Below are 12,436 nucleotides of genomic sequence, written 5' to 3' on the forward strand. Positions count from 1 at the left end.
CGCCGAAGACCTCAATGGTGTGGTCAACCAGCTCGAACGGTTGTCCACCCCCGGGCGTTCGGGCACGGAACCCCGTTCGCGCTGGGAGATAACCCCTCGGCCGGTCCCCACCGGCTATGGCATGCTCGCCTCCATGCAGCAGACATCGGTCAGCCCCGTCTTCGTCGGCCGCGGCAGCGAGATCACCGAGCTGACCGACGCGCTGCGCCGCGCGGGCACCGGCAGCCCGCAGTCCGTCCTGATCGGCGGCGAGGCGGGGGTCGGCAAGACCCGGCTGCTGGAGGAGTTCCTGGAGCGCGCCGCCGCCCAGGGGGCGGTCACCTCGCTCGGCAGCTGTCTGGAGGTCGGCGCCGAGGGCCTGCCGTACGCGCCGCTGGCCGCCGCGCTGCGACGACTGCACCGCTCGCTGGGCGCCGAACTGGAGGCCGCCGCGGCCGGCAGCGAAGGCCATCTCGCCCGGCTGCTCTCCGAGTTCGGCGAGGCGGACGGCGAACCCAACGACGAGTACAGCCGGGCCCGGCTGTTCGAGCACACCGCGAGGCTGTTCGAGCGGCTCGGCGCGGAGCGTACCCTCGTCCTCGCCGTCGAGGACCTGCACTGGTCCGACCGCTCCACCCGCGAGCTGCTCGCCTTCCTGGTGCGCACCCTGCACCGCTCCCGGGTGCTGCTGGTCGCCACCTACCGCACCGACGACCTGCACCGCCGGCACCCGCTGCGCCCCTTCCTGGCCGAACTCGAACGGCTGCGCACCGTGCAGCGGCTGGAGCTGGCGCGGTTCGACCGCCGCGAGGTGGCCGCCCAGCTGGCCGGCATCCTCGGCACCACCGCCCCCGACCGCCAGCTGGTGGACCGCATCCACCGCCGTTCGGAGGGGAACCCGTTCTTCGTCGAGGAGCTGGCCACCGCCTTCGAGGACGGCTTCGGCGCCGGGCTGACCGACTCGCTGCGGGACATCCTGCTGGTGCGGGTCGAGGGCCTGGACGAGGAGGCCCAGCGGGTGGTGCGGATCGCCGCCGAGGGCGGCTCGCACGTCGAACACGCCCTGCTGGCCGCCGTCCTGGACGACGACGAGGAGGCGCTGATCGAGGCGCTGCGGGCGGCCGTCGGCGCCAACATCCTGCGCCCGGACAGCGAGGGCGAGGGCTACCGGTTCCGCCACGCGCTGGTCCGCGAGGCGGTCTCGGACGACCTGCTGCCGGGCGAACGGCACCGGATCAACCGCCGGTTCGCGCTCGCCGTGGAGGCCCAGCCGCAGCTGGTCCCCGGCGACGCACTGCCCGCCCGGCTGGCCAACTACTGGTACCACGCGCACGATCCGGCCCGCGCCCTGCCGACCGCCCTGGACGCCGCCCGCGCGGCCCGCCGCCGCAACGCCTTCGCCGAGCAACTCGGCATGCTGGAACGGGCCCTGGAACTGTGGGACCTGGTCTCCGAGGAGGTGCTGGCCCACACCCTGCGCCCGTACGACTGGGCCGAGACCTACCCGCCCGGCTCCTGCGACCACAGTGCCGCGGACGAGGACTGCGACCGGATCCAGCTGGTCGACGTGCTGGCCGAGGCGGTGGTCGCGGCCCGGCGCTGCGGCGACCGCGAGCGTGGCCTGAGCCTGGCCAAGCGCGGGCTGCGGCTGGTCGACGAGACGGAGCACCCGGTGCGCGCGGCCTGGTTCCGGATCAACCGGGCCCGGATGCTGGGCAGCCTGCGCCGCTCCGGCGACGAGGAGGAGATCGCGCACGCGCTGCGGCTGGTGGAGCACCTGCCGCCGTCCGCCGTCCAGGCCGAGGTGCTGGCGCTCGGTGCCGGGACGGCGATGCTCAAGAAGCCCACCGCCGAGGCGATCGACCTGGCCGAGCGGGCGATCCGGATCGCCCAGGAGGTGGGCGCGCACTCGGTCGAGGTGCACGCCCGGATGACCCTCGGCGGCCTGCGCTACGACGTCCAGGGCGACGCCGAGGGCGGGCTGGCCGAGCTCGCCGGGGCGGTCGAGCGGGCCCGCCGGCTGGGCGTGCCCGACCTGCTGCTGCGCGGCATCAACAACCTGGCCAGCATGCAGCGCGGGCTGGGGCGGCCCGAGGGTGCGGTCCGGCTGGCCCGTGAGGGCCTGGAGTTCGCGGACGGCAACGGCCTGCTGCGCAACATCGGCACCATCCTGACCGGCAACCTGGTCGAGGCGCTGACCGACCTCGGGCGGGTCCGGGAGGCCGCCGAGGTGCTCGCCGCCTGCGAGCTGACCAGCCTGAGCGGCACCCACGCCGAGTTCCTGGACCGGATGCGCGGCGAACTCGCCCTGCTCAAGGGGGACCTGCCCACCACGGCGACCATGCTGGCGCAGGCCCGCTCGGCCAACCGGGTCGGCCAGGTCCAGCACAGCGTGCCGATCAGCCGCCTGGCGGTGCGGCTCGCGGCACTCGGCGGCCGGCCGCTGGAGGCCCGGGCCGAACTGCTCGCCGCACTGGCGGACGACGGCCGGCTCGGCCACGAGTCCGACGTCTACCCGCTGCTGGCCGAGGGCGCCGCGGTGGAGGCGGACAGCCGGGGCCTGCCGCAGGCCGAGGCGGGCCGGCCCGGGGCGCTGGCCGCGATCGCCGCGGCCGCCGCCGAGCTGCGGCCCCGGGCGCCGCTGCACCACGGCTGGGCCCGGCTGCTGGAGGCCGAACTGGCCCGCGCCGAGGGTGCCGACACCCCGGAGCGGTGGGCCGCCGCGGTCGAGGCGCTGCGGCCGACCGGGCTGCCGTACCCGATGGCGCTCGCCCTGCTGCGGGCCGGCGAGGCCGAGGTGCAGGCCGGGCGGCGCGAGGCCGGCGCCGAACTGCTGCGCGAGGCGGCCGAACTGGCGGCCGTCCGGGACGACCGGGTGCTCGGCGGGCAGATCGCCGCGCTGGCCGAGCGGGCCGGGCTGAGCCTCGCCCGGGCCGAGCGGACGGCCGCCGCGACGGTGCCGGCCCCGGCCGCCGGGGACTCCTTCAACCTCACCCCCCGTGAGCGGGACGTGCTCCGACTGCTCGCGCGCGGCTGGACCAACCGGCAGATCGCCGAGGAGCTGTACATCTCCCCGAAGACCGCGAGCGTGCACGTCTCCAACATCCTCGGCAAGCTCGCGGTCGGCGGCCGGGGCGAGGCAGCCGCGCTGGCGCACCGGCTGCGGCTGTTCCCGGACGACCTGGCCGCCTCGGGCCACTGAACAGGGCTCCACCACGGCCCCGGACCGGCTTCGGCCGGCCCGGGGCCGCTGTTCGTCCGTCCTGGCACCGGTGTTCGGGCGCCGCTGCGTGCTCCCGTGCGCGCCGCGTGAGCCCCCGCCCGCGCGCCGCCACCAACCGGGCCGATCCGTAGGAATCAGGGGCATTTCCCCACCCTTCCGCCATTACTCTAAGTTGAGTGTGCGTGTCATTGAGTGACGGAATTGGTGTAGGGTCCATTTTGGGAGCATCGGTACGGTGCGGCGACCAGCAGGCCGCCCACCCCCTGGGCCGCCGTCCTGGCGGGGCGCCAGGCCACCGCGTACGTCCGAGAGGTGCGCGGCCGGTGGTCCGTGGCCGGGGCGCGAGGCCCCGGGCCGGAGGGGGAGAGGCCGAGTGAGCTCCACCGAAACGGTGCTGCCCGGAACCGGACGGCCGGGCACGCCGCACACCGACACGTCCGCCGCCGACGTGCCCGCACCCGCCCGTCGCAGCCCGCTGCGTCGGCTCCGGGACAGCCGCGCGCTGCCCGGGTTCGTCCTGGGCGGGCTCTGCCTGGCCTACGCCGCGGGCGCCGCCGCCGGCTGGGGATCGCGCCAACTGTCCGCCTTCATGGGCGACTTCGGGCTGGCCGCGGCGGCCCTGGCGGCCGCGCTGTCCTGCCTGGTGTACGGCTGTACGGTCGGCGGGCACGCCCGCCCGGCCTGGCTGCTGTTCGGCCTCTCCTCGCTCATGGTCGCCTTCGGCAACGGCACCTGGGGCTGGTACGAGCTGGTCGTGCGCATCCCGCTGCCCCGGGGCTCGCTCGCCGAGTACGCCTTCCTGCTGTTCGCCCCGCTCGCCATCACCGGCGTCCTGGTGCTGGCCCAGCACCCGCGCACGGCGGCCGGCTGGCTCTGCCTGATGCTCGACGGCTGGCTGATCGCCGGCTCGCTGTTCACCCTCAGCTGGAGCCTGGCACTCGGCCGGATCGCGGCCGGCGAGGACGGCTCACCCCTGCGCCTGGCCCTCAACCTCGCCTACCCGGTGCTGGACATCCTGCTGGTCAGCCTGGTGGTCGGGCTGCGCTTCGGCGGTCGCGACGGCAACCGGGCGGCGGTGCACACCGCGATGCTGGCGCTCGCCGTCACCGTCACCTGCGACGCCCTGTTCACCTCCCCGGAGCTGCACAACACCTACCACTCGGGCGAACTGCTGGACGCCGGCTGGTTCTCCGGCAGTCTGCTGCTGGCCTGGGCGCCGTGGTCGCCGCGCTGGCGCCGTCCGCTGCGCGAGCACCCCTCGGCCGGCGGCCTGCCGCACCGCCGGGTGGCCACCACCTTCAGCGTGCTGACCCCGTACGCGGCCGCCGCGGTCTGCACCGCCGGAATCCTCTACAACGCCCTCGGTGGGCGGGAGTTGGACCGCGTGGTGGCCGCGGCGGCCTGCACCGTCGGGCTGGCGCTGATCCTCAGGCAGGGCGTGATGCTCCTCGACAACCTGTCGCTGGCCCAGGAACTTGCCCACAAGGAGGCGCACTTCCGCTCCCTGGTGCAGGGCTCCAGCGACGTCATCATGATCGCCGGCGCCAACGGCGTGCTCTCCTACGTCTCCCCGGCCGCGCTCGGCGTCTACGGGCGGGACCCGGAGGAACTGGTCGGCGGCAACCTGCTGGACCTGGTCCACCCCGAGGACGTCGGTCGGGTGCTCTCCGAGGTCCGCCGCTACCTCGCCAGGGCCCGGCTCGCCTCCCATCGCAGCCCCGGCACCGCCGAGCCCTCCGCCCGGGTCGAGTGCCGGATCAGCTCCGGCGCCGGCGAGTGGCTGCACGTCGAGTCCACCGTCAGCAGACACCGCGACGGCCTGCTGCTCAACAGCCGGGACGTCACCGAACGCGTCATGCTCCAGGCCCAGTTGCAGCACAACGCCTTCCACGACCCGCTCACCGACCTGCCCAACCGGGCGTTGTTCACCCAGCGGCTGCGGGCCGCCCTCGGCTCCCGCGGCCAACAGGGTGAGACGGGCGCCGGGATCGCGGTGCTCTTCCTCGACCTGGACGGCTTCAAGGCGGTCAACGACACCGCCGGGCACCAGGTCGGCGACGAACTGCTGGTGCAGGCCGCCCGTCGGCTCCAGGGTGCCGTCCGCTGCGGGGACACCGTGGCCCGGTTCGGCGGCGACGAGTTCGCCGCGCTGGTCTGCGGCCCGCTCGGCCGCCTCCAGGTCCAGGAGCTGGCCGAGCGGCTGCGCCTCGCACTCTCCGAGCCGTACTGGATCGGCGGCGCCGAACTCGGCGTCGCCGCCAGCATCGGCATCGCCTTCGGCAGCCCCGAACGCGGCCCGGCGGCCGACCCCAGGGTCGCCGCCGACGAGCTGATGCGCAACGCCGACCTCGCGATGTACCGGGCCAAGTCCGAGGGCAAGGGCCGGGTCGTGCTCTACACCCCCGCGATGCGGGCCGACCTGGAGCGCCGCACCGAGCTGGAGGAACGGCTGCGGCTGGCCGTCCGGGAAGGCGGCTTCACGTTGCTCCACCAGCCCGTGGTGGACCTCGGCAGCGGTGCGGTGACCGGCGTCGAGGCGCAGGCCCGCTGGCGCTCGGTGGGCGGCCTGCTGCTCACCCCGGCCGAGTTCCTGCGCTCGACCGAGCACGGCGACGCGGCCACCCGGTTCTCCCGCTGGCTGGTCCTGGAGGCGGTCAGCGCGGCCGTCGAGCGGCGCGGCCTGCCGGGCAGGGGCCGCGGCGCGCCGGTGCCCGTCCCGGTGGCCGTCCGGCTCTCCGTGGAGCGGCTCTGCTCGCCCGGCCTGTACGAGACGGTGGCCGCGGCGCTGCGCGACAGCGGACTGCCGGCTGACGAGCTGGTGATCGAGGTGGCCCGGATGGGCCCGGACTCGCTCGCCGACGAACTCGGCCGCAGGCTCTCCGCGCTGCGCGGGCTCGGCGTCTCCACCTGGCTGGCCGGGTACGGCGCCGGCGGCGGCTCGCTCGGCGCCCTCGCCCGGCTGCCGCTGGACGGGCTCAAGCTGGACCGCACGCTCGTCCAGGAGCTCGGCGAGTCCCCGCTCAGCCGCACCCTCGCCGGGCACGCGCTGCGGCTCGGCCGCGACCTCGGGATGGCCACCGCCGCCGAGGGGGTGGACCTGCCCCGGCAGGTCTCCGCGCTGCAGGAGCTGGGCTGCGGGCAGGCCCAGGGCTCGGCCTTCGCCCCGCCGCTGGACGAGCCCCGGCTGCGCCGGGCGCTGGCCCACCGGGGCTACCCGCTGCCCGTGCAGGCGGGCCCGCTCCCGGCCCGCCGTCCGTACCCTCCCGCCACTGGCAGCACCCGGACGAGTGGCCGGACGGGCGGTCGGACGGACGTCACACCGGGGCGTGGCGCACATCACGAAGGCGGCTCTGACCTGCCCGAACGCCGTGCCGCTACTGGTCCGTCGGGTGGTCCGCATGGCGAGACGGTCGTCCCACCTGCTTGACATGCCGCCCCGCACGGGAGGAAGGTCGTTGCCATGCGCACCCGAATTCTCGTACTTGGCGGGCGCGTCGGCTGAGTGGGTTCGTACGCCCTGCTCATGACAGACCGACGCGCCACCCCTCGCATGCCCTTGGGCACGAGGGGTTTTTTGTTGCACTGACGCTGTTCCACCTCTGCAAGACCCCTGGCCCCGACCGCCCGAGCAAGTCCGACTTGTCGGATCAAGCAGGACGATTGAGGCAGAGCCGGCGCTCGGCCCGGACCGGGACCCCACCCTCGCAGCACCGGGGCCCGCAGCACCGGGCCGGCAAAACCCGAGAAGAGACAGGCAGATGACTGAGCACGCCGCATCCCCCCGCCGCGGGGACAACCCGGCCGCCAACGCTCCCGCTCCCCAGCACGTCGTCGAGACCATGACCGGCGCCCAGTCGCTCATCCGCTCGCTGGAGGCCGTGGGCGCGGACACCGTCTTCGGCATTCCGGGCGGGGCCATCCTTCCCGCGTACGACCCCCTGATGGACTCCGTCAAGGTGCGCCACATCCTGGTCCGGCACGAGCAGGGCGCCGGTCACGCCGCCACCGGCTACGCCCAGGCCACCGGCCGGGTCGGGGTCTGCATGGCGACCTCCGGTCCGGGCGCGACCAACCTGGTCACCCCGATCGCCGACGCCTACATGGACTCGGTGCCGGTCGTCGCGATCACCGGTCAGGTCTCCTCGAAGGCGATCGGCACCGACGCCTTCCAGGAGGCGGACATCTGCGGCATCACGATGCCGATCACCAAGCACAACTACCTGGTCACCGACCCGGCCGAGATCCCGCGGGTGATCGCGGAGGCCTTCCACATCGCCGCCACCGGCCGCCCCGGCCCGGTCCTGGTCGACATCGCCAAGGACGCGCTCCAGGCGACCACCACCTTCCGCTGGCCGGTCGAGACCGCGCTGCCCGGCTACCGGCCGGTGACCAAGCCGCACGCCAAGCAGATCCGCGAGGCCGCGAAGATGCTGGTCGGCGCCAAGCGCCCGGTGCTGTACGTCGGCGGCGGCGTGCTCAAGGCGCAGGCCACTGCCGAGCTGCGGATCCTCGCCGAGCTGACCGGTGCCCCGGTGGTCACCACCCTGATGGCGCTCGGCGCCTTCCCGGACAGTCACCCGCAGCACCTGGGCATGCCCGGCATGCACGGTTCCGTCCCGGCCGTCACCGCGCTCCAGAAGTCCGACCTGCTGTTCACCCTCGGCGCCCGCTTCGACGACCGCGTCACCGGAAAGCTGGACGGCTTCGCCCCCAACGCCAAGGTCGTCCACGCCGACATCGACCCGGCCGAGATCGGCAAGAACCGCCCGGCGGACGTGCCGATCGTCGGCGACGCCCGCGAGGTGCTCGCCGACCTGATCGTCGCCGTCCAGGCCGAGTTCGACGCCGGCCACAAGGGCGACTACACCGAGTGGTGGGAGCGGCTCGACGAGTGGAAGAAGACCTACCCGCTCGGCTACGAGCCGGCCCCGAACGGGCAGCTCTCGCCGCAGCAGGTCATCGAGCGGATCGGCCGGCTGGTCGGCCCCGAGGCGATCTACGCCGCGGGCGTGGGCCAGCACCAGATGTGGAGCTCGCAGTTCATCCGGTTCGAGAAGCCGGGCACCTGGCTCAACTCGGGCGGCGCCGGGACGATGGGCTACGCCGTCCCCGCGGCGATGGGTGCCAAGGCCGGCCGCCCGGAGAGCGCGGTCTGGGCCATCGACGGCGACGGCTGCTTCCAGATGACCAACCAGGAGCTGGTCACCTGCGCCCTGAACGACATCCCGATCAAGGTCGCGGTCATCAACAACGGCTCGCTGGGCATGGTCCGGCAGTGGCAGACGCTGTTCTACAACCAGCGCTACTCCAACACGGTGCTGCACTCCGGCCCCGGCCACGACGGCGTCGAGCCGCCGGCCCAGGGCACCCGGATCCCCGACTTCGTCCTGCTGGCCGAGGCGATGGGCTGCGTGGGCCTGCGCTGCGAGCGCCCCGAGGACCTCGACGCGGTCATCAAGCAGGCGATGGAGATCAACGACCGCCCGGTGGTCATCGACTTCATCGTTCACCAGGACGCCATGGTCTGGCCGATGGTCGCGGCCGGCACCAGCAACGACGAGATCCAGTTCGCCAAGGGCGTGCGCCCCGACTTCGGCGACGATCTCGACTGAGCCCCGCCCACCCGTCGCCCACCGCCACCCTTCCTGGGACCGGCTCCGCCGGACCCCTCCTGTGCGACTGAGGAATCCCATGTCCAAGCACACCCTCTCCGTCCTGGTCGAGAACAAGCCCGGCGTGCTCGCCCGCATCGCCGCGCTGTTCTCCCGTCGGGGCTTCAACATCGACTCCCTCGCCGTCGGCTCGACCGAGCATCCGGACGTGTCCCGGATGACGATCGTGGTCAACGTCGAGGACCTCCCGCTGGAACAGGTCACCAAGCAGCTCAACAAGCTCGTGAACGTGATAAAGATCGTCGAACTCGACCAGTCCGCTGCGATCCAGCGGGAACTGGTCCTGGTGAAGGTCCGCGCCGACAACGAGACCCGGTCGCAGATCGTCGAGATCGTCCAGCTGTTCCGTGCCAAGACCGTCGACGTGTCGCCCGAAGCGGTGACCATCGAGGCCACTGGCAGTTCGGACAAGCTGGAGGCCATGCTCCGGATGCTGGAGCCTTACGGCATCAAGGAGTTGGTCCAGTCCGGCCTGGTCGCCATCGGCCGCGGCGCGCGCTCCATCACGGACCGCTCGCTGCGCGCCCTGGACCGCAGCGCCTGACCGGCGCGTCTCTCCCTCCCGCCGCCCGCCACCGCCCTTCCGACGGCACGCCGGCGCGCGGCACCTTTCGAGCAAAGACCCACACCCCCGCCGGTGCGAATACGGTGAGTACCGCGTACCCGGCAACCATCACGCAAGGAGATGTGCCCCCGTGGCCGAGCTGTTCTACGAAGACGACGCCGACCTGTCCATCATCCAGGGCCGCAAGGTCGCGGTCATCGGCTACGGCAGCCAGGGCCACGCCCACGCGCTGTCGCTGCGCGACTCCGGCGCCGACGTCCGGGTCGGCCTGAAGCCGGAGTCCGCGTCCCGCGCCAAGGCGGAGGAGGCCGGCCTGCGCGTCGTCACCCCGGCCGAGGCTGCGGCCGAGGCCGACGTCATCATGATCCTGGTCCCGGACCCGATCCAGGCCGACGTCTACGCGGCCGACATCGCCCCGCACCTGAAGGCCGGCGACGCCCTGTTCTTCGGCCACGGCCTGAACATCCGCTACGGCTTCATCAAGCCCCCGGCGGACGTCGACGTCTGCATGGTCGCCCCGAAGGGCCCGGGCCACCTGGTCCGCCGCCAGTACGAGGAGGGCCGCGGCGTCCCCGCGATCGTCGCGGTCGAGCAGGACGCCTCGGGCAAGGCCTTCGACCTGGCGCTGTCGTACGCCAAGGGCCTGGGCGCCACCAAGGCCGGCGTCATCAAGACCACCTTCACCGAGGAGACCGAGACCGACCTGTTCGGCGAGCAGGCCGTCCTGTGCGGTGGCACCGCCGCGCTGGTGAAGGCCGGGTTCGAGACCCTGGTCGAGGCCGGCTACCAGCCGGAGATCGCCTACTTCGAGTGCCTGCACGAGCTGAAGCTCATCGTCGACCTGATGTACGAGGGCGGCCTGGAGAAGATGCGCTGGTCGGTCTCCGAGACCGCCGAGTGGGGCGACTACGTCACCGGCCCGCGGATCATCACCGACGCCACCAAGGCCGAGATGAAGAAGGTCCTCGCCGAGATCCAGGACGGCACCTTCGCCAACACCTGGATCGCCGAGTACAAGGCCGGTCTGCCCAAGTACAACGAGTACAAGAAGGCCGACGAGAACCACCTGCTGGAGACCACCGGCAAGAAGCTGCGCTCGCTGATGAGCTGGGTCAACGAGAAGGCCTGACCCTCCCCCGGGCCGTTTGCGGCTCCGAAACCGCCAGCGTCCGATTTTGTACGGCGCTTGTACAAGTAGGCTGCTCCCGTCCGAGTGATTTCGCCGGACGGGAGCAGCCCGCCACCCGGCCCGTCGATACACTCCGAGTGCGCGTCAGGCCCACAGCGTCGTGCGTCTACCTACGCGGCATGCCACCTTCCCCGCCCTCCACGCCACTCACGTGCCCGGGGAACCGGACAGTTAAGGACCCACTGTCGTGAGCAAATCCGTAGTTCTGATCGCCGAAGAGCTTTCGCCCGCCACCGTCGACGCCCTCGGCCCCGACTTCGAGATCCGCCACTGCAACGGCGCCGACCGCACCGAGCTGCTCACCGCGATCGCCGACGTCGACGCGATCCTGATCCGCTCCGCCACCAGGGTCGACGCCGAGGCGCTGGCCGCCGCCCGTCGGCTCAAGGTGGTCGCCCGGGCCGGCGTCGGCCTGGACAACGTGGACGTCGCCGCCGCCACCAAGGCCGGCGTGATGGTCGTCAACGCGCCGACCTCCAACATCGTCACGGCCGCCGAGCTCGCCTGCGGCCTGCTGATCTCCGTCGCCCGCAACATCGCCCCGGCCAACGCCGCGCTCAAGCAGGGCGAGTGGAAGCGCAACAAGTACACCGGCGTCGAGCTGAGCGAGAAGATCCTCGGCGTGGTCGGCCTCGGCCGGATCGGCGTCCTGGTCGCCCAGCGGATGTCCGCGTTCGGGATGAAGATCGTCGCGTACGACCCCTACATCCAGGCCGCCCGCGCCGCGCAGATGGGCGTCAAGCTGGTCACCCTGGAGGAGCTGCTGGAGGTCTCGGACTTCATCACCGTCCACCTCCCCAAGACCCCGGAGACCATCGGCCTGATCGGCGACGAGGCGCTGCACAAGGTCAAGCCGACCGTGCGCATCGTGAACGCCGCCCGCGGCGGCATCGTGGACGAGGAGGCGCTCGCCGGCGCCCTGCGCGAGGGCCGGGTGGCCGGCGCCGGCCTCGACGTCTACGCCAAGGAGCCGTGCACCGACTCCCCGCTGTTCGCCTTCGACAACGTGGTCGCCACCCCGCACCTGGGCGCCTCCACCGACGAGGCGCAGGAGAAGGCCGGCATCGCGGTCGCCAGGTCGGTGCGCCTCGCGCTGGCCGGCGAGCTGGTGCCGGACGCGGTGAACGTCCAAGGCGGCGTGATCGCCGAGGACGTCCGCCCGGGCCTGCCGCTGGCCGAGAAGCTCGGCCGGATCTTCACCGCGCTGGCCGGCGAGGTGGCCGTCCGCCTCGACGTCGAGGTCCGCGGCGAGATCACCCAGCACGACGTGAAGGTGCTCGAACTGTCCGCGCTGAAGGGCGTGTTCGAGGACGTGGTGGCGGAGACGGTGTCCTACGTCAACGCCCCGCTGTTCGCCCAGGAGCGCGGCGTCGAGGTCCGCCTGACCACCTCCAGCGAGAGCCCCGACCACCGCAACGTGATCACCGTCCGCGGCACGCTCGCGAACGGCGAGGAGATCGCCATCTCCGGCACGCTGGCCGGCCCCAAGCAGACCCAGAAGATCGTCGGCGTGGACGCCTTCGACGTGGACGTGGCGCTCACCGACCACATGGCCTTCTTCAAGTACGAGGACCGCCCCGGCGTGGTCGGCGTGCTCGGCCGCCACCTCGGCGACGCGGGCATCAACATCGCCGGCATGCAGGTCGCCCGCGACGGCGGCAGCGCGCTGGCCTCCATCACGGTGGACACCGAGATCCCGCAGGAGGTGCTGTCGGCCATCGCCGCCGAGATCGGCGCCCGCTTCGCGCGCTCGGTCGACCTGGGCTGATCCTCCCGGCACGTACAGGGCCCGGACCACCGTTCGAACC

Annotated in this window: 6 protein-coding genes; all 6 read left to right on the forward strand. The window is 72.9% G+C overall.

All coding sequences use genetic code 11. The annotated features are described in order from the left end of the window. Positions 1 to 133: 133 nt before the first annotated feature. The 6 genes from ACFU7Y_RS27495 to serA all read left to right on the forward strand — a co-directional run bounded on the left by ACFU7Y_RS27495 (position 134) and on the right by serA (position 12,396). Positions 134 to 3,181, forward strand: coding sequence for an AAA family ATPase (locus ACFU7Y_RS27495; RefSeq protein ID WP_380769990.1), 3,048 nt, complete (start codon positions 134 to 136; stop codon positions 3,179 to 3,181). A gap of 496 nt (positions 3,182 to 3,677) precedes the next feature. Beyond that, the gene (locus ACFU7Y_RS27500; protein WP_224282459.1) at positions 3,678 to 6,629 is read left to right on the forward strand and encodes a bifunctional diguanylate cyclase/phosphodiesterase; all 2,952 of its coding nucleotides are present in this window, start codon (positions 3,678 to 3,680) and stop codon (positions 6,627 to 6,629) included. A gap of 331 nt (positions 6,630 to 6,960) precedes the next feature. Further along, a complete protein-coding gene (locus ACFU7Y_RS27505) occupies positions 6,961 to 8,814 on the forward strand; it encodes an acetolactate synthase large subunit (protein WP_224282457.1) in 1,854 nt (617 codons plus the stop codon). 79 nt (positions 8,815 to 8,893) lie between these two features. Further along, positions 8,894 to 9,418, forward strand: coding sequence for an acetolactate synthase small subunit (ilvN, locus tag ACFU7Y_RS27510; RefSeq protein WP_049657946.1), 525 nt, complete (start codon positions 8,894 to 8,896; stop codon positions 9,416 to 9,418). 151 nt (positions 9,419 to 9,569) lie between these two features. Further along, positions 9,570 to 10,568, forward strand: coding sequence for a ketol-acid reductoisomerase (gene ilvC, locus ACFU7Y_RS27515; RefSeq protein WP_224282456.1), 999 nt, complete (start codon positions 9,570 to 9,572; stop codon positions 10,566 to 10,568). 247 nt (positions 10,569 to 10,815) lie between these two features. Beyond that, on the forward strand, positions 10,816 to 12,396 hold the full coding sequence (gene serA, locus ACFU7Y_RS27520) for a phosphoglycerate dehydrogenase (protein WP_224282455.1): 1,581 nt from the start codon (positions 10,816 to 10,818) through the stop codon (positions 12,394 to 12,396). Positions 12,397 to 12,436 lie beyond the last annotated feature (40 nt).

Source organism: Kitasatospora sp. NPDC057542, from assembly GCF_042801945.1.
GTDB lineage: Bacteria > Actinomycetota > Actinomycetes > Streptomycetales > Streptomycetaceae > Kitasatospora.

Bases quoted from the DNA above. Each gene is read 5' to 3' on its own strand.
- ACFU7Y_RS27495 (WP_380769990.1), top strand. From the start codon at position 134: ATGCAGCAGACATCGGTCAGCCCCGTCTTCGTCGGCCGCGGCAGCGAG.
- ACFU7Y_RS27505 (WP_224282457.1), top strand. From the start codon at position 6,961: ATGACTGAGCACGCCGCATCCCCCCGCCGCGGGGACAACCCGGCCGCC.
- ilvN (WP_049657946.1), top strand. From the start codon at position 8,894: ATGTCCAAGCACACCCTCTCCGTCCTGGTCGAGAACAAGCCCGGCGTG.